Below are 25,974 nucleotides of genomic sequence, written 5' to 3'. Positions count from 1 at the left end.
AATCGCGCGAAGGCGCGGACATAACCCACTGAATTTGCGATGGAATGGCTCCCCGGGCAGGATTCGAACCTGCGACCATCCGATTAACAGTCGGATGCTCTACCGCTGAGCTACCGAGGAAAAGGGCGAACTCGTCGTTCGCGCGCGGCTGCGTATAACAAAGCCGCTTGCGCTTGCAAAGGACGAATTCGCGATCTTGCGCATTGCGGCGAGGAAGGGCACGCGGCCCCTCCTCGGGCCATGTCAGGTCAAGTTACTCGGCAATGAACGAGGTGGTCTTGGTGCCGGAATCGTAGCGCAGCCGAAGCGCCGTGAACTTGCAGAGGTTGACGTTCTTCCAGAGCACGGTCTCGTCATAGTTCTGCCAGTCGACGCGGACGTTCCAGACACAACCATCGTCGTCATCGTCGAACTCGACATAGGTGCTCGCCTGGTTCTGCAAAACCTTGTCGAGCTCGTTGTCCCATTCGTCCATGCCATCGTCCGGGGCGTTGAAGCCCAGGAATTTGATGGCATAGCCGGTCTCGTTGACGACGGTGACGTTACGGGCGTCAGCCGCGAATGACGGCGCGGCGGCAATCGATAGACCGATCGCGATCAGTGCAGACAGAAAATACTTCATATAAAATTCCCCCGATCGAAACAGGGCTCCGGCGCCTGACGTCGATCGGCGCAGGCGCCGCGGCAACCAATGGCGTTGCCTTGAGGGATTGGTCCGGGGCGCAATCGGAAGGTTCAAGACGCGATCTATCGATCCGCGCTCCGGCTCGTTACGCGACGCGAGACACGCAACGAGCCAGTTCTTATCGATTCGAATTCTCCGCAGCAATGAACCGGCATTCATAGATCGGCGGAGTTTGTTTTCTCCGGCGTGGGCGCCGGCACTGCGGCGCCGTTGCTCGTGACGATAGCGATATGCCCCTCTAGGCTACGCATCCCGCACGGGATGGCGAGACATGCAATTCCGAATTCGGGAGAACCAAATAATCTTGACGGCGGCAGCAATCTGCACGATCGGCGAATTATCCGGTGAGATCGTTTAACAAAGATATGACGAGCTGCAGACGCATCTACGCGCGGCATTTGCGGCACGCCGTTGCTCCACAGCCTATCCGCAGCATATCCACAGGCCGACTATGCTGGATTCGTGAGCGCGCGCGAGCCACTTGCTGCGCACAAACCCACAGGCCGCTCAGCCGCCGGCCTGGCCGAACACGGTGCGGCATGCTTCGCTCAGGCTGGCGCGGTTGCGGCGCAGGCAGGCTGTGATGGCGCGGACGTTGGGGATCTCGCCGGCGCAGAGCCGGTAGACGTCGGGCGTGCAGGCCCGCCGATGCTCCTCTGTTCCCTGGGCGTGCGCCGCAGAGGCAAACAGAGTCAGGAACAGCCCGAGCGTCGAGGCGCGATGCGCCCGGCTTTTCACGCCCGCAAACCGCAAGAACCTCGCCTTCATGACCCATCTCCCGTTCTGCCCTGCCCGCCCCGGCCTGAATTGGCCGGTTGCGCAGGGGTAGGAGAATTAAACCGCCGCGGATGTGATCTCCTTCACACAGACGGCGCTCGGCAGGAACCTAAGGTTCGCGCGGGGATTTTCATGAATCGCTAACCAATCGGGACCTGATCGCCGGATCGTTAAAATGCGAACGATCGGCTCAATCGGGAAACAAACCGTCTTTGCGACAGTGCGCCATCCGCGGTCCGGAGGGTGTGATGAGCGAAGCCGAATTCAACTTGCTGCTGGATGCCGTCCAGGACGCCATGGTCCATGAAGATCCGGCGTTCGCGTCGGAGGAGGATTTCGTGCCCCGCTCGTGGACGTACGCCGCAACGCTCAAGGCCGCCAACGATAACGAGGGCGCCTGGCCTCTCCTGCCCTTTCCCGAGGGCTGGTACGCGGCCTGCTGAGGCCATCTTCACAGTGAACGGATGCGCCCGCGCTTAGCGGGCGTTTTGCTATGGTCCCTACGCCGACAACCCGGCGCGGCCGCGATCAGCTCTTGACGCGGTCCCCGTTGTCCTGCGGCGTTAGGTCGGCTGCGGCCGACGGAAAGATGCTGTCGTAGATCGCGCGGGCCTCGCGAATGAGGCGAGCCCGCTCCAGCTCGGATTTCGGGACAAATCGGACGATTTCGCTCACCTGCTCTCCAGCGCTCGAACGGGAAATGCATCACTTCGCTGATGCGAAGACTATGCCAGCGGGGCTGAATGGCGGATTTCCGCCAGGCCCCGGGCAAACCCGGTGTCCGCGGCCAGCGGCAGCGCCTGCGCGCGACCAATGGCACCCGCGACGCAATCGAATATTTGCTGAAATATCAAGAGGTTGTGATGGAGGCCACGTCGGGACTCGAACCCGAGTAAACGGTTTTGCAGACCGGCGCGTAACCACTCCGCCACGTGGCCCCAACGAGGGCGGATCGTTACCTGAGATCAACGGGTTAGGCAACTGCCGTCGGGCCGCCTTGGAGCACAGTTCTGAAATGCCAATTCCGCAGCAGTTCTGAAATGCATGTGCGCGCTTCGTTCTTGCGCAGCCTGCGGCGGCGTGATTTGGCAGGGCGATGACCGACGATCTCTCCATGCGCCGGAACGTCATCGGCGGCGAAACCGCACCGGATGACTACGACGTAATCTGGGACGAGCTCACGATCGGCCGCATCTTCAAGCAGGTCGGTGCCGGCACCGCCTTGATCAGATGGCCCGACGCCACGAAAATGTTTGAGCCTTCCTGAAGCGTCGTCGCAATCAGGGTCCAGACGATCAGGCCGACGGCGAAGGGCGGCAGAAAGCTCGTGACGTCCTGCTTGAACAGTGCCGCATAGACCGTACCGACGCTGGCAGCGAAATGTCCATCAGGGCGAGCGTGCCCCAACGATCGAACCGCGCCGCCCGGGGCAAGGATCTCCTTCGCTGCAAGCTGAATTCGACGGCCCCTTCCGCTCCCGGCGCTGCGACAGGATAGCAGATCGCGGCCTGTTGGCCGATCGTCTCTATCTGTCCGTCCCTCGCGGGGCAATCGACCGTACGAATGATCCAGGCCGAAGTCAGGCTCGCTTGCCCCGCCGGACACCGCGCCGCCGGTCCTTGGCCACCGGCTTTGGCGCCAATTCGGGCATCTCGGTCTGGACCTCGCGGTAGCGTGTTAACATCCGTTCAAAACTGGCATTGAGCGTCTCGGCGATGTCGGGGCGCTTCTCCAGACCGGAGAAGATCGTCGCGGCGGCCTCGATGGTCGACAGCCCGTCCTTCCGCGGCTCCTTGCGCAGGCGCCCGTAGCGCGAGGGGGCGGCCGGATTAAGGATGACACGCTGGCATTTCAGCATCCAGGGGTTGCGCCACCACAGTGCCTTGGCTTGGCTCCAGGTGCCGTCCAGCAGCACCACGCCTTCGAGCTTGCCGAGGAGCGCTCGCTGGTTGTCCGCGACCTCGCCCTTGCGGTTGAGCGCCAGGATTTCGCCCTCGGCCCCGAGATCGGCGGCGTGCGCCGAGCCGAGATAGAGCACGGCCCAGTGCGAGGCGTTCTCGATCGGTTGCCCCAGCGCCTTGGACAGGCTCGGCCAGGACAGGCCGACGCGCAAGGTGGCATCGGCGAAATGCTTCGCAAGCAGCCGGGCGGTTCCGAGTGCCCTGTCCTGCTCCTGCGGATGCTGCAGGATCAGGAGCCCAAGGCGGTTCTTAAGCGGCGTGACGCTGTCGCAGATGCACAGCGGCATCGGCTTCTGGCAGTGCGGGCATTCAGGGATCGGATCGGCCGGCGTGGCGGCGGTGAGGTTCGACATGGCCGCCGCTATACGCTTTGCACGGCGGTTCAACAACCTGCCTATTCAGCCGGCGCGGCCAGCGGGCGCGGCTCGGAGCGCCGGCGCAGGCGGTCGATCAGCAGGTAGATCACGGGCGTGGTGTAGAGTGTCAGGATCTGGGAGACGAACAGCCCGCCGATGATGGTGATGCCGAGCGGACGGCGCAGCTCCGTGCCGGGGCCGGTCGCGACCACCAGCGGAATGCCGGCGAACAATGCCGCCATGGTCGTCATCAGGATCGGGCGGAAGCGCGCCTGGCAGGCCTCGAAGATCGCCTCCGCCGAGGACAGGCCGCGCTGGCGCTCGGCGTCGAGCGCGAAATCCACCATCATGATGCCGTTCTTCTTGACGATGCCGATCAACAGGATGATGCCGACGAAGGCGATCACCGTCAGCGGCGTGTTCGTGATCTGAAGTGCAAGAAGAGCGCCGAGGCCCGCCGAGGGCAGCGTCGAGATGATCGTGAGCGGATGGGCGAGGCTCTCGTAGAGCACGCCGAGCACGATATACATCGCCACCAGCGCGCCGAGGATCAGGAGCGGCTGGCGGCCGCTGGTCTTGGCGAAATCGCCGGCATTGCCGTCAAAACTGCCGCGGATGCCCTCCGGCATGTGCAATTCCTCGACCGCGCGCTGGATGTTTTGCGTTGCGGCCTGGATCTGCACGTCCGGCAGCAGGTTGAACGACACCGTGGTCGATGGGAACGACTGCGAATGATAGACCGCGAGCGCGGCGAGCCCGCGCGTCGCATGCACCACGGTCGACAGCGGCACCTGCGCGTCGCCCGCGCCGGCGACATAGATGCGTTCGAGGTTGGATGGGTCGACCTGGAATTTCGGATCGATCTCCAGCACGGTCATGTACTGGTTGCGCTGGGTGTAGATAATCCCGATCTGCCGCTGCGAGAAGGCGTTGTTGAGCGCGTTGTCGATGTCCTGGACACGGACGCCGAGTGCCGAGGCCTTCTGGCGGTCGATGGACAGGGTCAGTTGAAGTCCGCCGGGATCGCGGTCGCTGGAGATATCGGTGATGCCCTCGACGCTCTCCATGCGCTTGGCCACAATGGGAGCCCACTTCTGCAACAGGCCGAGATCGGTGCTGGTCAGCGTGTACTGATAGTCGGAATCGCTCTGTCGGCCGCCGGCGCGCACGTCCTGGGCGGCGAACATGAAGAGGCGGATGCCGGGCACCGGGTACAGGGCGCGCCTGAGACGGTCGATCACCACCTGGGTCGAGACGTGGTCGCGCTCCTCCGGCGGCTTCAGGCTGATGTACATGATGCCGCGATTGGACGTCGCGCCGCCCGGCCCGCCGCCGCTGCCGACGGTCGAGCCGATGCCGGCCACGGCCGGGTCCTGCATCACGATGTCGGCGAGCCGCTGCTGCAGGCTCAGCATCGACTGAAAGGAGATGTCGGCCGAGGCGCGCGTCGCGCCGATGACGAAGCCGGAATCGTCGGTCGGGAAATAGCCCTTGGGGATCTTGATGTAGAGCGTGATTGTGAGGCCGATGGTGGCGAAGAACACCAGCAGCGTCAGCAGCGGATATTCGAGAACAGTGCGCAGGGTGCGGGTATAGAACGCGACGATGCGCGACAGCGAGCCTTCGATGATGCGGTCGAACAGGGTCGCCGTCCCGGACGTGGCCTCCCGAATGTAATGCGCGCAGATCATCGGCGTCACCGTGAGCGACACCAGGGTCGAGACCAGGATCGCGAAGGTCAGCGTCAGCGAGAACTCGCGCAGCAGCCGGCCCACGATGCCGTCCATGAAGATCAGTGGCGTGAAGGCTGCGATCAGCGACAGGCTGATCGACACAACGGTGAAGCCGATCTGCCGGGCCCCGTCCAATGCCGCCTGGAGCGGCCGCATGCCGTGCTCGAGATTGCGGTACATGTTCTCGATCATGACGATCGCGTCATCGACCACGAAGCCGACGGAGATCGCCAACGCCATCAGCGACAGATTGTCGATCGAGAAGCCCGCGACCCACATGCCGGCGCAGGTCCCGGCCAGCGCCAACGGCACGGAGATTCCAGCCGCGATCGTCGGTGTCAGCCGCCGCAGGAACACGAACACGACGACCATCACCAGGATGGCGGTCGCGAGCAAGGTCCACTGCATGTCGAGCACGCTGGCGCGGATCGTGCTGGTGCGGTCGACCAAAGTGGAGATATCGACGCCGGCCGGGATCCATTGCTTCAGCTCGGGGATCAGCGCCTTCACCCGGTCGACGGTGTCGATGACGTTGGCATCGCCCTGCTTGGTGATCTGGATCAGCACCGCCGGCTGCTTGTTGAACCAGGCGATGGAGCGGGCGTTGCGGACGCCGTCTTCGATGTCGGCGACGTCGGCCAGCCGGACGAAATTGCCGTTCGAGCTCTTGATGACGATGTCGCGGAACTCTTTCGCCGTTCGCATCTGCTTGTTGAGCGACAGCGTCTCGCTCTGGCGCTCGCCGTTGAAGATGCCGACGGGACCGAGCGGGTTGGCATTGATGATCGCAGTCCGCACGTCGTCGGTGGCGATGCGCGGCGTTGGACAGCGCGACGGGGTTGAGCTGCACCCGCACCGCCGGCTGATCGGCGCCGGAAACCGTGACGTCGCCGACGCCCGGCACCTGCGAGATGCGCTGCGCCAGCACCGTATCGGCGACGTCGTAGATCGCGCTCGCCGACAGCGTCTTCGAGGTCAGCGCCAGCACGAACACGGGGGCGCCGGCAGTGTTGGCCTTGCGGAAGCGCGGCAACGTCGGCAAATCGCTCGGCAGGTCGACCAGCGACGCGTTGATCGCCGCCTGCACGTCGCGCGCGGCCTTGTCGATGTTGCGGCCGATATCGAACTGGAGCTGGATGTTGGTGGTGCCGAGCGACGACGTCGAAGTGATCTGGTTGATGCCCGCGATCTCGCCGAGCCGGCGCTCCAGCGGCGACGCAACAGTCGCGGCCATCACGGAGGGGTCGGCGCCCGGACGGCTGGCCGAGACGAAGACGGCGGGGAAATCGACGTTCGGGACCGAGGCGACGGGAAGGAACTCGTAGGCGACCCCACCCAGCAGGAACAACCCGATCGACAGCAGCGTGGTCGCAACCGGGCGGCGGATGAAGGGCTCCGAGATCGATGCCATCACTGCATCCCCTCGGTCGCGCCCGCGACGGGCGGGCCGCCGGATTCCGCCGGCGGCAGCGCCTGCTCGAGGCGGCGGTTGATGCGGTCGAGCGCGAGGTAGATCACCGGCGTGGTGTAGAGCGTCAGCAACTGGCTCAGCAGCAAACCGCCGATGATGGAGATGCCGAGCGGAAAGCGCAGCTCGGCGCCGGTGCCGCTCTCGATCGCCAGCGGCAGCGCGCCGAACAGCGCGGCCAGCGTCGTCATCATGATCGGGCGGAAGCGCAGCAAGCAAGCCTGCACGATCGCCCCACGCGGCGGCATGCCTTGGTTGCGCTCCGCTTCCAGAGCGAAGTCGATCATCATGATCGCGTTCTTCTTGACGATGCCCATCAACAGGATGATGCCGATCAGGCCTATCACCGAGAGGTCCTGCCCGCACAGCATCAGCGCCAGGATCGCGCCGACGCCGGCTGACGGCAGCGTGGACAGGATCGTGATCGGGTGGATGTAGCTCTCATAGAGCACGCCGAGCACGATGTAGATCGTGATCACCGCGGCGAGCAGCAGCCAGGGCTGACCGGCAAGCGCCTTGGAGAATTCCGCGGCGTCGCCGGCATAGACGCCGACGATGCTGTTGGGCATCTCGATCCGGGTCTCGATGGTCTTCACGGCCTCGACGGCATCGCCGAGCGCCGCGCCCGGCGCGAGGTTGAAGCTGAGCGAGATCGACGGGAATTGCGCCTGGTGCGAGATCGCCAGCGGTGCAGTGGTCCGGGTCAGCGTCGCGACGGCGGACAGCGGCACCTGCGCGTTGGGCGCGCCGGCGGTCGCGCTCGCCCCGCCCGGCAGATAAAGCTTCGACAGGATCGAGGGATCGCGCTGATACATCGGCAGCGCTTCCAATACCACGCGGTACTGGTTGGCCTGGCCGTAGATGGTCGAGATCTGGCGCTGCGCGAAGGCGTCGTTGAGCGTGTCGGTGATGCCCTGCAGGCTGACGCCAAGCTGGCCGGCCCGGGTGCGGTCGACAGTGAGCTGCGCCCGCAATCCGCCTTCCTGCGCCTCCGAGGAGACGTCGCGGAACAGCGGATCGCGCCGCATCTCGGCGACCAGCTTGCGCGCCCATTCCGACACCAGCGCCGCGTCGGTGCCGGTCAGCGTGTACTGGTATTGCGAGCGGCTCGACTGGGTCGAGATCTGCACGTCCTGCACCGGCTGGAAATAGACGGTCATGCCGGGGATGCCTGATACCCTCTCCTTCAGACGGGCGATAACCACGCTGACATCGTCGCGCCGCTCGCCACGAGGTTTCAGCGTCATGACAAGTCGCCCGACATTGGTGGTCGGGTTGACCGAGCCGGCGCCAATGACTGAGACCACGCCGGTCACATCAGGGTCGGCCTTGATGGCGTCGGCGGCCTCGCCCTGCCGCTTCTGCATCTCCGCGAACGACACGTCGGCACCGGCTTCCGTCACCGCCGTGATCGAGGCGGTGTCCTGCAGCGGCAAAAAGCCCTTCGGCGCGACGACGTAGAGAACCAGGGTTGCCACCAGCGTAGCAAAAGTCACGACCAGCGTAGCGCGCTGACGTTCCAGCACCCACAGAAGCGTCCGGTGATAACCCTCGACGGTCCGGTCGATGAAGCGGCTGATCGCAGCCAGTCCCGGTACCGCCAGTTCCTCATGAGCGTGCTTGAGCAGCCGCGAGCACATCATCGGCGTCAGCGTCAGCGAGACCACGGCCGAGGTCACGACCGCGATCGTCAGCGTCAGCGCGAATTCGCGGAACATGCGACCCACAAGGCCCGACATGAACAACAGCGGGATAAACACCGCGATCAACGACACCGTCAGCGAGATCACGGTGAAGCCGATTTCGCTGGCGCCCTTGAGCGAAGCCTCCATCGCGCCGTCGCCGTTCTCCATGTGACGGACGATGTTCTCGATCATCACGATGGCATCGTCGACGACGAAGCCGGTGCCGATCGTGAGCGCCATCAGCGACAGATTGTCGAGGCTGAAGCCGGCGAAATACATGATGCCGAAGCTGGTGATCAGCGACAGCGGCAGCGCTACGCCGGCGATCAGCGTGGCGCGTAGCGAGCGCAGGAACAGCAGCACCACCAGCGTCACCAGCACGACGCTCAGGATCAACGTGAACTGCACGTCGCGGACCGAGGCACGGATGGTGACGGTGCGGTCGGAGACGATAGTGAGGTTCACCCCGGCCGGAATAGCGCGCTGGACCTTTGGGATTTCCGCGCGGATCTGGCTGACGACGTCGATCACATTGGCGCCGGGCTGACGCTGGATGTCGATGATGACGGCAGGCGAACCCTGGTACCAGCCGCCGGTGCGGTCGTTTTCCAGCCCGTCGACGATCTGCGCGACGTCGGCGATGGTGACAGGCGAGCCGTTGCGGTACGCGATGATCACAGGCTTGTAGGCGTCGGCGGCGGCGATCTGGTCGTTGGCGGCGATGATGTAGGATTGCTGTGCGCCGTCGAGCGAGCCTTTCGGCCCCGAGACGTTGGCATTGGCGATCGCGGTGCGCAGATCCTCCATGGCGATGCCATAGGCAGCCAACCGCGCCAGATCCGCCTGGATGCGAACCGCCGGCTTCAGCCCGCCGAGCACCGAGACCCGTCCGACGCCGGAGATCTGGCTCAAACGTTGCGCCAAAAGCGTGTCGGCGATGTCGCTCATCGCCCGCATCGAGATCGTGTCGGAGCGAAGCGCCAAAGTCATCACCGGCGCATCGGCCGGATTCACCTTGGCGTAGGTCGGCGGATAAGGCAGCGTTTTTGGCAAGACGCCGGCCGCGGCATTGATCGCGGCCTGGACATCCTGGGTCGCGCCGTCGATGTCGCGGTTGAGATCGAACTGGAGCGATATCTGGCTGACGCCGAACGAACTCGTCGAGTTCATCGCCGACAGCGACGGGATCTGGCCGAGCTGCCGCTCCAGCGGCGCGGTGATCAGCGAGGCGATCACGTCGGGGCTCGCGCCGGGCAATTGCGTCGTCACCTGCACGGTCGGGAAATCGACCTGCGGCAACGCAGAGACCGGCAGCGCGAAATAGCCCAGCAGCCCGCCGATCAGAAGCGCGATGCCGAGCAGCGAGGTCGCGATCGGCCGTCGGATGAAGGGTTCGGAGACGCCCATGGGATACGCCTGCCGCTCAGGCGGCTGTTGTCGGGATCATGGCTGCTTGGCTCCACTTCCCGATGCTCCCGGCCCTGGTGCCGGTCCGGTCTGGCCCTTCTGGTCGCCTTCGCTGCTCTTCCGCTTGGCGCGAAACTCGCCGTCCTTGCCTTGTCCGTCCTTCTGGCCGTCTTTTGCACCATCCTTCTTCTGACCATCCGGCCCGCGCGAGCGCTTGCGCGGTGCGAGATCGGCCGACGGGGTCTGGTCGTCGCGGGCCGATGACCACCTTGGAGCCGTCGGACAGATTGGCAAAGCCTGTGGTGACGACCTTGTCGGTCGCCGACAGGCCACTCGCAATGACGGCGTCATGCTCGTTCTGCTGTGTCACCGTCACGGGCTTGGCCGAGACGACATTGTCCTCGCTGATCACATAGCTGAAGGTGCCGATCGGTCCGCGCTGCACGGCCGAGGTCGGCACCACCAGTGCCTGCATCAAGGTCTCGACCTTGAGGCGGACATTGACGAACTGGCCCGGCCAGACCTGGTAATTGGCGTTGGGGAATTCGGCCTTGAGCTTGAGCGTGCCGGTGGTCTGATCGACCTGGTTGTCGATGCCTGTGAGCTTGCCGGTGTCGATTACGGTGATGCCGTCATTGCCGAATACGTCGACCGCAAGCGTGCCCTTCGACGCAGCCGCGTTGACCCGCATGATCTGCTGTTGCGGCAGGCTGAACCACACCGCGATCGGCTGCAATTGCGTGATGACGACGAGGCCCCGTGGTGTCGGAGGCGTGGATGATGTTGCCCTGGTCGACCTGGCGCAGGCCGGCGCGACCCGAGAGCGGCGCCACGATCTTGGTGTAGCTCAGCGTCGCCGCTGCATTGTCGATCGCGGCCTGGTCGGCCTTCACCAGCGCCTCGGTCTGTGCGACCAGTGCGCGCTGGGTGTCGGCTTGCTGCTTGGAGCCGGCGTTGGACGCAGCCAACTGCTCGTAGCGTGTGAGGTCGATACGCTGGTTGGCGAGTTGGGCCTGGTCCTGCGCCTTCTTGGCAACGACCTGGTCATACGTCGCCTGATAGAGCGCCGGGTCGATCTCGCCAAGCACGTCGCCCTTCTTGACCTCCTGGCCTTCCGTGAAGTTGACCGCGATCAGCTTGCCGTCGACCTGCGAGCGCACGGTCACGGTGTTGAGTGCGCGGATCGCCCCGACGCCGTCGAGATAGACAGGAACGTCCTGGACCCGCGGGCTCGCCGCCAGCACCGGCACCGGCAGATCGGGCCGCTGGTTGCGGTTGTTCGCCTGCGGCTGCTGATGCGTAGCGGTCCAGCCGAGATAGCCAAGCCCGCCGAGGATCGCGAGCGTGATCAGGGTCATGACGAAGCCGCGGTCGCGCGACCTTTTCGCCGTCCCTTCTTTCGCGCCTTGCTTCGTGTCCGGCTTAAAGAGCATTGACCGGTTTCTCCATCCTCGGCTCCCAGCCGCCGCCGAGCGCCTGATACAGGCTGACGATAGCAAGAAGCCGGGCAAGTTGCGCCTGCGACAGCGCGTCTTCCGCCTGAAACAGGGTCAGTTGGGTATTGAGCACGGTCACGATGTCGGCAGTGCCGGCGCGCAATTGCTGCTCGGAGAGATCGAACGCGCGGCGTGAGGCGGTCAGGACATCACGCTGCAATTGCAGCTTGATCGTCGTCTGCTTGATCGAGAACAGCGCATTGTCGACATCGGCAAACGACTGGATGATGGTCTTGCGGTAGGTCTGGAGCAATTCGTCCTGCCGCGCCTTGGCAAATTCGAAATTGCCGAGGATCTTGCCGCCGTCGAAGATCGGCTGCGCCGCGCTGCCGACGAGCTGGAAGAACGCTGCATGCGGCTGGAACAGCGACACCAGCGCTGAACTCTGATAGCCGCCATTGCCGGTGAGCTGGATGGTCGGAAAGAACTGCGCACGGGCATTGCCGATGTTCGCGGTGGCCGAGGCAAGCTGCGCCTCCTGACGTCGAATATCCGGCCGCTGCGTCAGCAGCTCCGACGGCAGGCCGGGCGTGACGCGCGGGATCGCGATGTTGTTCAGGGAGCCGCCGAGCACACGCACGCTCTCCGGCGGCCGCGACACCAGCACCGCGAGCGCGTTGACGTTCTGGTCCAGCGTCTGCCGCAGCGGCGGCACCAGCGCCTTCTGGTTGGCGAGCACGCTCTCCTGCTGTGCGACGTCGAGATCGGTGCCGGTGCCGGCCTTGCGGCGCTCACGGATGGCATCGAGGATGCGCTGGGCGGCTCGCAATGTTGCGCTGGGCGGTGCGAAGGCGGTCCTGCGAGGCCAGCACCTGGAAATAGGCATTGGCGACCCCTGCCAGCGTCGTCAGCGCGACGACGTCGCGGTCGAAGCGGTTGGCGTTGGCGGTCTCTTCGGCCGTTTGCAGCGCATCGCGGTTCTGGCCCCAGAAGTCGAGCTGGTAGCTCGCGCTGAGCGAGGCCGAGTAGTTGACGACCTCGCGGCCGCCATTGGTGAGACCGGAGGACGACGAGCCCGAGGTGCGCGAATAGGTCTCCGACCCGCCCCCTGACAGGCTCGGCAGCAGTGCAGCGCCCGCCTGCCGCGCCTGGGCGTCGGCCTGGACGATGCGCGCGACGGCGGCGGCGATGTCGAGGTTGACGGTGTGCGCCTCCTCCATCAGTTGCGTCAGCTCCGCCGAGCGGAAGCCGCGCCACCAATCCAGCGTGGGCGGCGCATCGGCCTTGCCGGCGTATTTGTACTGCGTGGGAACGTCGAGCGCCGGATCCGGTAGATCCTGCGTCAGCACGCAAGCGCCCGAACCGGCGGCGAGGCAAAGCACTGCAAGCCAGCGCGTCGCGCGCCGCGTCCGGGACGCGGAACCTGGAGACCGCCACACGGCGATCGCAGGAACATCCTGTGTCACATCCACCCCCCGCCGGGCAGATCGAGCCGCCGCCGCGACGGATTAGCCGATTCGCGGCGGGACAGTCGGGGGTCTCTGGATAACTCGTTCACAGCGGTGATGCTTTCTGCGGAACCGGACACCCATCCTAGCCGGGCGCGGAACAGCGGGACAGTCCCGCAGTTGCGAGATGGCCGCCAAAATGCGACGATTCCAAAACTATGAAAATATAAAAGCCACTGTCCTGCAGGTATTTCTTGAATTCCAAGCCATTCCGGAGCGCGTTCAAGCTTACCAAGATTTCATGTGATATTGCCGCCACACCGATGCCAATCCCCTCAATCCGCCCGCACCGCTCGCGATGCGGCTTCAACGCAGTCCAGAAGCCAGGCCGGACCAGTCGCACGAAGTCGATTGTCGAAAACGAATAGGCATACGTCGCGCAGATATGTCTGCCGCCTTCCGCACGTTATCCACGTTCGCAGACATCGGCGCGTCCCGGCCAAAGGCGAGGATGGGTCGTGAGAGTGCTGACGACGACCGTTATTTTCCATGTCCAGGCAGAGACCGGCCATATCCTCCTACCGAAGCCCGCCACGTAGCCCAGCATTCATCCTCGGCGATCGCTGCACGGAAAAATGTCACTGCTTCGGCGGGCACTTCCGCTTGTTTCGCCGCAGCGCAAAAGCCTTCCCCTTTTGCCTCCCAAGCACTAGGTTCTGGTCAACCTGATCAACCCCTTTGCCAGTGATTTCCCCTGACATGACCATCAAAAACGACGTTGTCGAAGCCATCGGCAACACCCCGCTGATCAAGCTCAAGCGTGCTTCCGAACTGACCGGATGCACCATCCTGGGCAAGGCCGAGTTCATGAATTCCCGGCCAGTCGGTCAAGGACCGCGCCGGCAAATGGATGATCCTGGAGGCGGAGAAACGCGGCGAGCTCAAGCCGGGCGGTCTCGTGGTGGAAGCGACGGCCGGCAACACGGGCATCGGGCTCGCGGTCGTCGCGAGCGCCCGCGGCTACCGTACGCTGATCGTGATCCCGGAGACGCAGAGCCAGGAGAAGAAGGACTTTTTGAAGCTGTGCGGCGCCGAGCTCCTGGAATCGCCGGCCCTGCCCTATTCCAATCCGAACAACTACCAGCACGTCGGCCGCCGTCTCGCCGACGAACTGCGAAAGACCGAGCCTAATGGCGTGCTGTTCGCCGACCAATGGAACAACCTCGACAATGCGAAGGCGCATTACGAGTCCACCGGCCCCGAGATCTGGGACCAGACCGGCGGCAAGGTCGACGGTTTCGTCTGCTCGGTCGGCAGCGGCGGCACGCTGGCCGGCATCAGCCGCTATCTGAAAGAGAAGAGCAAGGACGTCAGGATTGCCTGCGCTGATCCGCATGGCGCCGGCATGTATGAGTATTTCAGAACGGGCGATGCCAAGGCGACGCCGGGCGGCTCGATCACCGAAGGCATCGGCCTCAACCGGGCGACCGCAATCGTCGAAAGCGCGAAGGTCGATGACGCCTATCTCATTCCCGATGCCGAAGCGGTGACGGTGATCTACGAACTACTCCAGCACGAAGGCCTGTGTCTCGGCGGCTCCACCGGCATCAATATTGCCGGCGCGATGCGTCTTGCAAAGCAGCTCGGACCGGGCAAGACGATCGTCACCGTGCTCTGCGATTCCGGCAGCCGTTACCAGTCGAAGCTGTTCAACGCGGACTTCATGCGCGCCAAGAACCTTCCGGTGCCGGAATGGCTGGAGAAGCGCAGCAACATCAAGCTGCCGTTCGTCTAGCCCCAGGTCGACCGCGACGATCCCTGCGACACCCGCGCGAGACGCTCGTTCGATAGCGAGGGCGTGACCTCGCGCGTGCGCGGCGGAAGGGGAGCGCCGTAGGGGCTTTCGCTGTGGCCGGTCGGCCAGAACATGAGCGCGAGCATCAGCACGAGGTTGACGAGCGCGCCGACTGCCGTTGCCTGGTGCTCCCGCCCGATCGTCCAGGCCGGAAACTGGCCCGCGACGACATGGTCGACGATCATGAGCGCGAACCAGGCCGGCACCACGCAAACCGGATCCCAGCCGATGTCGCGGATGCGCATCGATTGCAGCGTGAAGGTCGCCACTCCGAAGAAGACGATCGCAGCGATGATCGCCCAGCTCCTGGTGAGGTCTTCCGGCCGGATCGCACTGGGCGAGGTGCTGCGCAGCACGGCCAATGCGATCGCAAAACAGATCGCCGTCATCACGATCGCAAGCGCGACCGAGGCGAGGAAGAAATGCAGCCGCCCGAGCCGGGCGTCCAAGCCGAAGACGAAACCGAGCATTGGCGCACCTTTTTGGCGCCATAGGCACAGAAACAGCTTTCGGAGCCATGAACCGGCGCGCCCGTACCCCAGCTCATGGTTTCCGGACGACTAAGCTGGCCTGCGCGATTTGATGCTTCGCCGCGGACGGCAGGGTCAGGCGCCCTCGCCAACCTTCGAAGCCGCGGCACAATAGTCATGCCAGAACTTGCGATAACCCGCCTCGACCCTTTGCGTGTAGATTTCGACATTGCCGGCGGGCGAACTCGCGATCCGAGCCGGCAACTCCGCGCGCAACTTCGCCAGATGCGCCGGCTGTGTCGCGTATCGGGAGGCGATTGCGGCATAGCCGTCGTCGTCCTCTGCGACCCAGTCGTCGAGACCGACGGCAGCCACGATCGAGCCGCCGGCGCGCGACGAGGCGCCGTTGCCGAGCTTGGCCACGACGGGCACGCCCGCGTAGAGCGACTCCCAGGTGCTGACGCCACCGTTTTGCGGGAACGTATCGAGCGATATGTCGACATTCGCAAACGCCAGCAGATGCTCATGACGCGGGGTAGAGCCCAGGCAGATGACATTTTCTTCGGCAATGCCCCGTGCCACGAACCGCGCGACCAGGCTGTCGCGCAGCAAGGGATCGTCGAGCAGAGTATGCTTGATGATGATCCTCGATCCGGTCACCGCTCGCATCACTTTCGACCACACGCGGATGGCCTCGTCCGAGATCTTGTAGATGCGGTTGAACACGCCGAAAGTCACATAGCCGTTGCGGAGCATGGGAAGCTCCGAAGGCGGCACGTCCAGGATCGGATCGGTCGTGATCAGACACGGCAGATCATGAACCTTTTCGGCCAGCAGATGGCGCGCGGACGGCGGAATGAAAATCGGATCCGCAAGCAAATAGTCCATGGTCTGAAGCCCGGTCCCGGTCGCATGTCCGAAACCGGTGACCTGGACGGGAGCCGGCTTCCGCGCGAAAACAGGGAGCCTGTTCCCGGTCGAATGCCCCGAGACATCGATCAGGATATCGACCTTGTCGGCTTGAATGCGATCGGCCAGCTCGTCGTCCGTGAAAGCTGCCAGGCGTCGACCCAGACGTCCGCCGTCGACTTGAATTGGGCGGTCATCTCGTCTCGTAACGGCGAACACGAGTAGCAAACGATCTCGAACCTGGTGTGATCATGATGGCGCAGCACCGGCAGCAGGCCGAACGCCGCCGAGTGGTACCAGAACTCGGCAGCAACATATCCGACTACGATCCTTCTGTCCGGATCGAGCTGCCGGGGTGAGAGCTTCCTTTGCGGCAATCTGGCGCCGATCGCGTCCCACCAATGTTTTCGCGCGGCCTGCTGGACCGCGAAATCGGCATCGGAGAGAAAGTCCAGAAAGTAGATCTTCCGCGCGATCAGGTCCGCATGATCAGGCGCCATTGCCAGCGCGGCCTCGAGATGTTCGATCGCGGATGCGATCTCACCCTGTTGTGCAAAACAGGCGCTCAGCAGCGTCATCGCGATCGCGGAGCGCGGATTTTCCTCGAGCAAGGTCGTGCAGGCCAGGATCGCCTGCGCCGTATTCCCTGCGTTGAGCGAGACTTTCGCCTTCCCTTCCAAGGCCACCTCGAGCTTGGGCGAAAGCGCAAGTGCTGCATCAAAATCCGCGGCCGCCCGTTCCGACCGCGACAGCTCGAGATTGAGCCGTCCGCGGTGTGCCAGGGCCTTGGCCGAATTGGGCCTGATCGTGAGCGCCGCTGCGAGCGCGGCTTCCGCCTCATCGTAGTGCTTGAGGTCAATGCTGACCGTGCCTTTGCCGACGAGCGCTTCCGCGTGACGGGGCTGAAACAACAAGGCGCGATCGAAACTTTGCTTGGCGCGGTCGAACCGGTGCAGCGCCAGCTCGGCAATGCCACGGTTGCAAAGCGCGTCGGCAAAGTCCGGCTTCAGCGCAATGGCGCGATCGTACAGTTCGATGGCCTGTTCGGGCAGGCTCAAGTGGAGCAAGGTATTGCCAAGGCTGGTGAGGGCCAGCACGAAATTCGGCTTCAGCGCGATCGCCTTCTCCTGACATGCGCGGGCTGCATCAAATTGCTTGAGGTCCAGGTGCACGGTCGCGAGATTGTTATAGGCCTCGTGCGAACGCGGATCGATCGCGACCGCACGCTCGAGCAGCTGTCGCGCCTCCTCGATGCGCCCGCCATGACGCACGCACAGGCCGAGCAGGTGAGTGGCGTCGAAATGATCGGGCACGGCTTGCAGGATCTGGCGGCAGAGAGCATCCGTCTCCGCATATCGGCCCTGGCCATAGGCGCTCGCCGCAGCGGCGATGATGGTGTCCGCCTGCTTCTTCAATTTCTTCTGCAATCGCGCGTTCTGGAATGCGCGCGCGCCGGCGCCGCTGCTCTGCAAGGTATCTCTCCGGAGGATGGACCGGGAAGAGTCTAGCTGATTCGCAAGCGTCACCGGCCGGACAACCGGCCCGGCAACATCCGGGATTTCCGGCTATCACGCAGGAACTGGCTCAGAAACAGCTTCGTGCGGGCTGCCTACGCAACGTCGCCGCCTTCGGAGGCGGCGGCACAATAGTCGCGCCAGAACTGGCGATAGCCCGCCTCGACCTCCCGCGTGTAGATTTCGACATTGCCGGCGGGCGAAGCTGCGATCTGGGCCGGCAACTCGGCACGCAGCTTCGCCAGATGAGAGGGCTGCGCCGCGTATCTGCAGGCGATCTCGGCGTAGCCCTCGTCATCCTCTGCGACCCAGTCGCCGAGACCGACGGCAGCCACGATGGAGGCGCCGGCGCGCGAGGAGGCCCCGTTGCCGAGCTTGGCTACGACTGGAACGCCCTTGTAGAGCGATTCCCAGGTGCTGATGCCGCCATTCTGCGGGAACGTATCGAGGGAAATATCGACCTTGGCAAAGGCCAGCAGATGGTCGTTGCGCGAGGTCGAGCCCATGCAGGTAATATTCTCTTCGGCAATGCCCAGTGCCACGAAACGCGCGATCAGGCTATCGCGCAGCAAGGGATCGTCGAGCAGACCGTGCTTGAGGATGATCTTGGATCCCGGCACCTCTCGCATCACGCGCGACCAGACACGGATCGCAGCATCCGATATCTTGTAGATGCGGTTAAACACACCGAAGGTAACGTAGCCGTTGCGAAGCATCGGAAGCTCGGAGGGCTGCAGATCCGAGACCGGCTCCATCGTGATCAGGCACGGCAGATCGTGGATTTTCTCGGCAAACAAATGCCGAACCGAGGGCGGAATGAAAATGGGATCCGCGAGCACATAGTCCATGGTCTGAAGGCCCGTGCCTGTCGCGTGTCCGAAGCCCGTGACCTGGATGGGGGCAGGCTTCCGCGCGAAAACAGGGAGCCGGTTACCGGTCGTGTGCCCCGAAACGTCGATCAGGATATCGACATTGTCCGCCTGAATACGATCGGCCAGTTCGTCGTCCGACAGCTGCCAGGCGTCGACCCAGACGTCCGCCAGTGACTTGAACTTGGCGGTGTACTCATCCTGTGCCGGCCAGCAGTAATAGCAGATGATTTCAAATCGGGCGTGATCATGATGATTCAACACCGGCAGCAAGGTGAGCGCCGCCGAGTGTTGCTGGAATTCAGAGGCAACATAGCCGACCACAATCCGCTTTTCGGGATCGAGCGGCCGCTTCGGCAGTTCCCGTCGCGGCAGCTTGGCGCCGATCAAGTCCCACCAATCTCTTCGCACCGCCTGCTGGACCACGAAATCGGCCTCTGCGCGGTAGTCCTGCAAGAAGATCTTGCCCCTGATCGCTTCGGAATAGTCCGGTCTGATCGCCAGCGCAGCATCGAGATATTCGATCGCGGTGTCGATCTCGCCCTGGTGTGAATAAGCGAATCCCATCAGGGCCACTCCGATCTCGGAGCGCGGATTTTGCTCGATCAAGCTCGTGGCGGCCGCAATGGCCTGCGCGGTCTTTCCCTGCAGGAGGCAGGTCTGTGCCTTGCCCCGGAGGGCCAGTTCGAGCTTGGGCGAAATCGCAAGCGCCGCATCGAAATCCGCGAGCGCCTGGTCCAGGCGCGACAGTTCGAAATGGAGCCGCCCGCGCTGGGCCAGGATTCTCGGCGAACCGGGCTTGATCGCGAGCGCCAGGGCAAACTTGGCCGCCGCCTCGTCGTGGTGCCGAAACTCCATGCTGACCATGCCCTTGCCGACGATTGCCTCCGCGTGATGCGGCTGAAACAGCAGGGCGCGATCGAAACTGTCCTTGGCGCGCGCGAACTGTCCAATCATCATCTCGACCATGCCGCGATTGCAGAACGCGTCGGCACAGTCCGGTTTGGCCTTGATTGCGCGCTCGTGCAGATCGATTGCCTGTCCGAACAGCCCCAAATGCATCAGCGTGTTGCCGAGATTGGTCAGCGCGACCGCGAAATTCGGTTTCAGCGCGATGGCCCTCTCCTGGCACCGCTGCGCCTCCTCGTAGTTGCCGAGGTCGAAATGCACGGTCGCGAGGTTATTATGGGCATCGTGCAAACGGGGATCGATGGCAATCACGCGCTCAAGCAGCTCTTGCGCCTCCTCCAGGCGCCGGCCGTCATGCGCGCACATGCCGAGCAGGTGCGTAGCATCGACATGATCCGGAAGCGCTTTGAGTATCTCACTGCAGAGCGTCTCGGTCTCGGCATATCGGCCCTGGCCATAGGCGGCCGCAGCGGCGGAGAGGACGGCGTCCGCCTGCTTCATCAATTTCTTCTGCAATCGCGCATTCTGGAATGCGCGCGCGCCGGCGCCGCTGCTCTGCAAGGTGTCTCTCCGGAGGATGGCCCGGGAAGAGTCTAACTGATTCGCAAGCCCGGCCGGCCGGTCGGCTGGCGCGGTGATACCCCCGGGATTTCCCCGGGGGCTCAGCGCAGTATCTGGTTCAGGAACTACAATAGTCGCGCCAGAACTGGCGGTAAGCCGCTTCGACCTCGCGCGTGTAGAGCTCGACGTTGCCGGCGCGCGAAGCCGCGATCCGAGCCGGCAACTCGGCGCGCAACTTCGTCAGATGAGCGGGCTGCGCCGCATATTTGCATGCGATCGCCGCATAGCCATCGTCGTCCTCGGCGACCCAGCCCTCGAGACCGACGGCAGCCACGATCGACCCGCTGGCACGCGACGAGGCCCCGTTGCCGAGCTTGGCGACGACCGGAACGCCCCCATAGAGCGATTCCCAGGTGCTGACGCCGCCGTTTTGCGGGAACGTATCGAGCGAAATGTCGACCTTCGCAAAGGCCAGCAGATGCTCATGACGCGAGGTCGAGCCCAGGCAGACGATGTTCTCCACGGCAACGCCGCGCGCCACGAAACGCGCGACCAGTCTGCCGCGCAGCAAGGGATCGTCAAGCAGGGTATGCTTGATGATGATCTTCGAACCCGTCACCTCGCGCATCACTGTCGACCACACGCTGATGGCCTCGTCCGAGATCTTGTAGATGCGGTTGAACACGCCGAAGGTTACATAGCCGTTGCGGAGCATCGGAGGCTCCGAAGGCGGCACATCCAGGATGGGATCGATCGTGATCAGGCACGGCAGATCATGAACTTTTTCGGCCAGCAGATGACGCGCCGATTGCGGAATGAAGATGGGATCCGCGAGCACATGGTCCATGGTCTGAAGGCCGGTACCGGTGGCATGTCCGAAACCCGTGACCTGGATGGGGGCCGGCTTGCGGGCGAAGACATGGAGCCTGTTGCCGGTCGAATGCCCGGACACGTCGATCAGAATGTCGATCCCGTCGGCCTGGATGCGATCGGCCAGTTCGTCGTCCGAAAACTGCCAGGCGTCGACCCATACGTCCGCCATCGATCTGAATTTGTCGGTTATCTCGTCTCGTAACGGCGAACACGAGTAGCAAACGATCTTGAACCTGGCGTGATCATGATGGCGCAGCACCGGTAGCAGAGCGAACGCTGCCGAGTGGTTCCTGAATTCGGACGCGACATATCCGATCGAGATCCGCTTGTCCGGATCGAGCTTACGAGGCGACAACGCCCGTTGCGGCAGTTTGGCGCCGATAGCGTCCCACCAATGTTTTCGCGCGGCCTGCTGGACCGCAAAATCGGCGCCTGGGAGATAGTCCAGAAGGAAGATCTTGCGCCCGACCAAGTCCGCATAGTCCGGCGCGATTGCCAGCCCAGCGTCGAGATGTTCGAGCGCCGTCGCGATCTCTCCCTGGCTCGCATAGCAGGAAGCCAGAAGCGCAATTCCGATGTCGGACCGCGGATTTCCCTCGAGCAATGTCTGGACGGCCGCCATCGCCTCCGCCGTGTTGCCCTTGAAAATGTTGACTTGCGCCTTTCCCTGCAAGGCCACCTCGAGCCTTGGCGAAAGCGCCAGCGCCGCGTCGAAGTCCGCGAGCGCCTGCTCCAGCCGCGACAGATCGAGATTGAGCCGACCGCGCTGCGCGAGAATCCTCGGTGAATCCGGCTTGATCGCGAGCCCTGCTGCGATGGCGGCGGCCGCATCTTCGTAATGCCGGAGCTCGATGCACACCATACCCTTGCCCGCGATCGCCTCCGCATGACGCGGCTGAAACACCAGAGCGCGATCGAAACTCTCCTTGGCGCGCTCGAACTGGCCCTTGATCAGCTCCGCCATGCCGCGATTGCAGAATGCATCGGCATAGTCCGGCTTCAGCCTGATAGCGCGTTCGTGCAGTTCGATCGCCTGCTCGCCGAGGCCGATGTGCAGCAGCGTATTGCCGAGATTGGTCAGAGCGATCGGAGAATTCGGCTTCAGCGCAATGGCCTTCTCCTGGCATGCGCGGGCGTCCTGAAATTTTTGGAGATTGAAATACACGGCCCCGAGATTGCCATGGGCATCGGGCGAACGCGGATCGAGCGCAATCGCGCGCTCGAGCAGCTGTTGCGCCTCGTCGAGCCGCCCGCCATCATACGCGCGCAGGCCGAGCAGGTGTGCGGCGTCGAAATGATCCGGAACCTCCGTCAGAATCTGACGGCAGAGCGTCTCAACCTCCGCATATCTGCCCTGTCCGAGCGCCTGAACCGCGACGGACATGACCGCGTCCGCCTGCTTCTTCAACTTCTTCTGCAATCGCGCGTTCTGGAATGCGCGCGCGCCGGCGCTGCTCTGCAAAGTCTCTCTCCGGAGGATGGCCCGAAAAGAGGCTAGCCGATTCGCATGGTGCCAGGCTGGCGGGGCAGTTAGACCGGCGAGGCCACCGGATCGCAGGTGCTCAGCGCAGGATCTGGCTCAGGAACAGTTTTGTGCGGGCGTGCTGCGGGGCCGCGAAGAACTCGTTGGGCGTGTTGGCCTCGATGATCTGGCCGGCGTCCATGAACACCACGCGGTTGGCGACTTCGCGGGCAAAGCCCATCTCGTGCGTGACGACCAGCATGGTCATGCCCTCCTCGGCGAGGTCGACCATGGTATCGAGCACTTCCTTGACCATTTCGGGGTCCAGCGCCGAGGTCGGCTCGTCGAACAGCATCACCTTCGGGTTCATCGTCAGCGCGCGGGCGATCGCGACGCGTTGCTGCTGACCGCCGGACATCTGCCCCGGAAACTTGTTGGCCTGGTGCGGGATCTTGACCCGCTCCAGAAACTTCATCGCCGCCTCCTCGGCGTCCTTCTTGGGGATGTTGCGCACCCAGATCGGCGCCAGCGTGCAATTGTCCAGCACGGTCAGGTGCGGGAACAGGTTGAAGCTTTGGAACACCATGCCGACTTCGCGCCGCACGGCGTCGACGTGCTTGAGGTTCGGCCCGAGCTCGATACCGTCAACGACGATCTCGCCCTCCTGGAATTCCTCCAGCGCGTTGATACAGCGGATCAGCGTCGACTTACCCGAGCCTGACGGGCCGCAGATCACGATGCGCTCGCCCTTGCGGACCTCGAGGTCGATGTCGCGCAGTACGTGAAACTCGCCGTACCATTTGTTCAGGCCGGAAATCTTGACGATGGAGTCGGACATGGTGAGCTCGATCAGTTGCGGCGGTGAGCGTTGAGGCGGTGTTCGACGAAGAGCGAGTAGCGCGACATCCCAAAGCAGAAGATGAAGTAGATGATCCCGGCGAAGGCAAAGCCGGTGAACGCGGTCGACGGCGACGACCATTTCGGGTCCGAGAACGACGCCCGCAGCGAGCCCAGGAGATCGAACAGCGCCACGATCGAGACCAGCGAAGTGTCCTTGAACAGCGAAATGAAGCTGTTGACGAGGTTCGGAATGACGTGGCGCAGCGCCTGCGGCAGCACGATCAGCGAGCTCGTCTTCCACCAGGACAGCCCCAGCGCCGCAGCCGCCTCGCCCTGCCCGCGCGGGATCGCGGCCAGCCCGCCGCGGACGTTCTCGGCCTGATAAGCGCCTGTGAACAGCGCGATGCCGATCAGCGCGCGGACGAGGCCGTCGACCGTGAAATTACCGGGCAGGAACAGCGGCAGCATGTAGGTGGCGAAGAACAGCACGGTGATCAGCGGCACGCCGCGCCAGAACTCGATGAAGGCGACCGAGAATATCCGGATCAGCGGAATGGTCGAGCGTCGCCCAAGCGCCAGCGCAATGCCGATCGGCAGCGAGGTGACGATGCCGGTGACGGAGACCACCAGCGTCACCAGAAGCCCGCCCCACAAATTCGTCGTGACGATCGGCAGTCCGCCGTGATCGAGCCCCATCAGCTCGATGACGATCGCGATGGCGACGAAGGTCGCGATGCTGGATGTCAGGGCCCGCACGCCGGTGCGAACGCCGCCGCCGAGAACGAAGGCGATCAGCGAGACGATCGCGGCCGTGATGGCGAAATCGACCCAGACCGACTGGCCTGTCCCCTGGAGCTGGTCGCGCAGCCAGGTCAGCGGAAAGATCAGCCAGTAGATCGCAGTACCAACAAGCACGATGAAATTGCCGACGACCCACAACAGCGGCGCGGCAGCGGACGTCTTGCCGAGACCGAGCAGAGCCTGCCCGGCGCCGATGATGCTGTCGTCGAACAATTGCAGCAGGTCGGCTGTCGAACTCAGGCCAAATCCCTTGATGCCGCCGCCGTGCAGCAGAAAGAATGCAACCACTGGAAACGCGAAGAAGAACAGGCCGGCGTTCAGGCCTTTCGACGGCAGCCGCGGAATGAGCAACGGCAACAACAGGACCACCGCCAGGACGAGCGTGAGGTTGACCCGCCAGCGTTCGGCCTCGGGGTAGAAGCCGTAGATCAGTTGCGGCAGCTTAGCCTGGATATAGGGCCAGCAGGCGCCGACCGCAAAGCCGGCGTTCTCTGCGAGGCAGGCCGTGCGATCCTTGCCGGTCCAGACTGCATCGACCACCAGGAACCTGACGGAAGGAATGATGGTGAACCAGAGCAGCAAGGCGCCGACGATCGTAAGCAGGACGTTGGTCGGCGAGTTGAACAGGCGCGTCCGCACGAGGCCGATGAAGCCCGTGGTCTTCACCGGCGCGGGGCGCTCATCGAGAAGGTCCTGGCGGACGAAGCTGGGCGAGGCGATATCGCTCATGCGCCGAGACTCCGGCTGACGCGCCAACCGTAGACGCTCATGATGGCGCTGGTGATCAGCGAGATCAGGAGATAGACGCCCATCGTCATGGCGATGATCTCGATGGCCTGCCCGGTCTGGCTCAGCGACGTGCCGGCGAACACGGAGACGAGGTCAGGATAGCCGATCGCGACGGCCAGCGACGAATTCTTGGTGAGATTGAGGTACTGGTTGGTCAGCGGCGGAACGATGACGCGCATCGCCTGCGGCACGACGACCAGGCGAAGCGTGGTGCCGCGGCTCAGGCCCAGCGACGATCCCGCTTCCATCTGTCCGCTGTGGACGGAAAGGATGCCCGCGCGCACGATCTCGGCGATGAAGGCGGCGGTATAGGTCGACAAGGCCAATGTCAGCGCCACGAACTCGGGGATGATCCGCGAGCCGCCCGCGAAATTGAAGCCCTTGAGCTGCGGCAACTCGAAGGTGAAGGGCAGACCTGATATCAGCATGGTGACGAGCGGCAGCCCGAACAGCAGTCCCAGCACATAAGGCCAGATCCGGATCATCTGTCCCCGCTGAAACAGCGCCCGGCGCGCATAGACGCGCAACGCCAGCGAAGCCACGATGCCGAATACCAGCACCGCCAGGAACGCCTCGAAGCCGCTCTCGCCGATCGGGCGGGGAATGACGAGGCCGCGATTGCTGACGAAGGCGATGCCGAACAGCGAAATGCTCTGCCGCGGATTGGGCAAGGCCGCGAGCACCGCCAGGTACCAGAACAGGATCTGGAATAGCAGCGGCAGGTTGCGGATCACCTCGACATAGATCTCGCCGACGCGCGCCACGAGCCAGTTGGGCGACAGCCGGCACAGCGCGACGATGAAGCCGATCAGGGTAGCAAAGACGATGCCCACCACCGAGACCACGAGCGTGTTGAGAAGCCCGACCACGAACACGCGCAGGAACGTGTCCGAGCCGGTATACGAGATCAGTGTCTGATTGACATCGAAACCGGCATTGTTCCCGAGGAAGCCGAAGCCAGCGGCAATGTGCTGGTTCTCGAGGTTGGCGCGGGCGTTGGAGACGATTTCATAGGCAATCCAGCCCAGGACCGCGGCGAAGGCAAACTGGACGGCGATGCCGTTCCAGCCGGTCTTGCCGCCCAGCACGCGCCTGATCTTCAGCGCGATCTGGGGCGGCGGTTTGCGAGCCTCGGTGCTCATCGCCGCTGCCAGCGGGTCAAGCGG

At 63.8% G+C, this 25,974-nt stretch carries 14 protein-coding genes, 2 tRNA genes and 5 pseudogenes; 4 read left to right on the top strand and 17 right to left on the bottom strand.

Translation table 11 applies throughout. The features are described 5' to 3' along the window. Positions 1 to 45: 45 nt before the first annotated feature. From ACVWYI_RS20505 to ACVWYI_RS20495, 3 genes are all read right to left on the bottom strand, one after another. Positions 46 to 120: transfer RNA gene (locus tag ACVWYI_RS20505), tRNA-Asn, on the bottom strand. 133 nt (positions 121 to 253) lie between these two features. After that, positions 254 to 622 (bottom strand): hypothetical protein, encoded by a 369-nt coding sequence (locus tag ACVWYI_RS20500; protein ID WP_247353421.1) that lies wholly within the window; start codon positions 620 to 622, stop codon positions 254 to 256. A gap of 570 nt (positions 623 to 1,192) precedes the next feature. Beyond that, positions 1,193 to 1,453, bottom strand: coding sequence for a hypothetical protein (locus ACVWYI_RS20495; RefSeq protein WP_456663023.1), 261 nt, complete (start codon positions 1,451 to 1,453; stop codon positions 1,193 to 1,195). Positions 1,454 to 1,710: 257 nt separating this feature from the next. Here ACVWYI_RS20495 and ACVWYI_RS20490 point away from each other — a divergent pair, with 257 nt between their 5' ends. Then, complete coding sequence (locus ACVWYI_RS20490) at positions 1,711 to 1,905, top strand: hypothetical protein (protein ID WP_456663022.1); 195 nt, start codon at positions 1,711 to 1,713, stop codon at positions 1,903 to 1,905. An 85-nt stretch (positions 1,906 to 1,990) separates the two neighbouring features. Here ACVWYI_RS20490 and ACVWYI_RS20485 read toward each other — a convergent pair whose 3' ends face one another. Further along, positions 1,991 to 2,137: a hypothetical protein gene (locus tag ACVWYI_RS20485; protein WP_354106216.1), complete on the bottom strand. Its 147-nt coding sequence runs from the start codon at positions 2,135 to 2,137 to the stop codon at positions 1,991 to 1,993. 68 nt (positions 2,138 to 2,205) lie between these two features. On the opposite strand from ACVWYI_RS20485, the gene ACVWYI_RS20480 reads away from it, so the two are divergent. Further along, the gene (locus tag ACVWYI_RS20480) at positions 2,206 to 2,358 is read left to right on the top strand and encodes a hypothetical protein (RefSeq protein WP_247353429.1); all 153 of its coding nucleotides are present in this window, start codon (positions 2,206 to 2,208) and stop codon (positions 2,356 to 2,358) included. On the opposite strand, the gene ACVWYI_RS20475 is transcribed toward ACVWYI_RS20480, so the two are convergent. After that, positions 2,327 to 2,400 (bottom strand) — tRNA-Cys (locus ACVWYI_RS20475). The two genes, ACVWYI_RS20480 and ACVWYI_RS20475, sit on opposite strands and share 32 nt — an antisense overlap. Before the next feature lie 158 nt (positions 2,401 to 2,558). Here ACVWYI_RS20475 and ACVWYI_RS20470 point away from each other — a divergent pair. Continuing rightward, complete coding sequence (locus ACVWYI_RS20470; protein ID WP_456663021.1) at positions 2,559 to 2,729, top strand: hypothetical protein; 171 nt, start codon at positions 2,559 to 2,561, stop codon at positions 2,727 to 2,729. Positions 2,730 to 3,041: 312 nt separating this feature from the next. Here ACVWYI_RS20470 and ACVWYI_RS20465 read toward each other — a convergent pair whose 3' ends face one another. From ACVWYI_RS20465 to ACVWYI_RS20445, 5 genes and pseudogenes are all read right to left on the bottom strand, one after another. Then, a complete protein-coding gene (locus tag ACVWYI_RS20465; protein WP_247445679.1) occupies positions 3,042 to 3,776 on the bottom strand; it encodes a tRNA-uridine aminocarboxypropyltransferase in 735 nt (244 codons plus the stop codon). Positions 3,777 to 3,817: 41 nt separating this feature from the next. Then, positions 3,818 to 6,923 (bottom strand): annotated as a pseudogene (locus tag ACVWYI_RS20460) (efflux RND transporter permease subunit). Further along, positions 6,923 to 10,072, bottom strand: coding sequence for an efflux RND transporter permease subunit (locus ACVWYI_RS20455; RefSeq protein WP_456663020.1), 3,150 nt, complete (start codon positions 10,070 to 10,072; stop codon positions 6,923 to 6,925). The pseudogene ACVWYI_RS20460 and the gene ACVWYI_RS20455 overlap by 1 nt, the downstream one beginning before the upstream one ends. Before the next feature lie 36 nt (positions 10,073 to 10,108). Further along, positions 10,109 to 11,505: pseudogene (locus tag ACVWYI_RS20450) on the bottom strand (efflux RND transporter periplasmic adaptor subunit). Beyond that, a pseudogene (locus tag ACVWYI_RS20445) lies at positions 11,495 to 12,980 on the bottom strand (efflux transporter outer membrane subunit). Before ACVWYI_RS20445 ends, ACVWYI_RS20450 begins: the two co-directional pseudogenes overlap by 11 nt. 735 nt (positions 12,981 to 13,715) lie before the next feature. Here ACVWYI_RS20445 and ACVWYI_RS20440 point away from each other — a divergent pair. After that, positions 13,716 to 14,751 (top strand): annotated as a pseudogene (locus ACVWYI_RS20440) (cysteine synthase A). Here ACVWYI_RS20440 and ACVWYI_RS20435 read toward each other — a convergent pair. The 7 genes and pseudogenes from ACVWYI_RS20435 to ACVWYI_RS20405 form a co-directional block, all read right to left on the bottom strand. Further along, positions 14,748 to 15,281: a DUF805 domain-containing protein gene (locus ACVWYI_RS20435; RefSeq protein WP_456663019.1), complete on the bottom strand. Its 534-nt coding sequence runs from the start codon at positions 15,279 to 15,281 to the stop codon at positions 14,748 to 14,750. The pseudogene ACVWYI_RS20440 and the gene ACVWYI_RS20435 overlap by 4 nt on opposite strands. Positions 15,282 to 15,416: 135 nt before the next feature. Further along, a pseudogene (locus tag ACVWYI_RS20430) lies at positions 15,417 to 17,662 on the bottom strand (O-linked N-acetylglucosamine transferase, SPINDLY family protein). Positions 17,663 to 17,799: 137 nt separating this feature from the next. Further along, positions 17,800 to 20,043: an O-linked N-acetylglucosamine transferase family protein gene (locus ACVWYI_RS20425; protein ID WP_456663018.1), complete on the bottom strand. Its 2,244-nt coding sequence runs from the start codon at positions 20,041 to 20,043 to the stop codon at positions 17,800 to 17,802. Positions 20,044 to 20,161: 118 nt separating this feature from the next. Beyond that, a complete protein-coding gene (locus tag ACVWYI_RS20420) occupies positions 20,162 to 22,378 on the bottom strand; it encodes an O-linked N-acetylglucosamine transferase family protein (protein WP_456663017.1) in 2,217 nt (738 codons plus the stop codon). A 100-nt stretch (positions 22,379 to 22,478) separates the two neighbouring features. Beyond that, positions 22,479 to 23,216, bottom strand: coding sequence for an amino acid ABC transporter ATP-binding protein (locus ACVWYI_RS20415; protein WP_249811694.1), 738 nt, complete (start codon positions 23,214 to 23,216; stop codon positions 22,479 to 22,481). Between the two features lie 11 nt (positions 23,217 to 23,227). After that, positions 23,228 to 24,748, bottom strand: coding sequence for an amino acid ABC transporter permease (locus tag ACVWYI_RS20410; protein ID WP_456663016.1), 1,521 nt, complete (start codon positions 24,746 to 24,748; stop codon positions 23,228 to 23,230). Beyond that, complete coding sequence (locus tag ACVWYI_RS20405; protein ID WP_354050621.1) at positions 24,745 to 25,950, bottom strand: amino acid ABC transporter permease; 1,206 nt, start codon at positions 25,948 to 25,950, stop codon at positions 24,745 to 24,747. The genes ACVWYI_RS20410 and ACVWYI_RS20405 overlap by 4 nt, the downstream gene beginning before the upstream one ends. Positions 25,951 to 25,974: the final 24 nt, after the last annotated feature.

The sequence above is a fragment of the Bradyrhizobium sp. LB13.1 genome (genome assembly GCF_054056815.1).
Note: the sequence above shows the minus strand (reverse complement) of the source record. Positions and strands in the feature narration are given on the sequence as shown.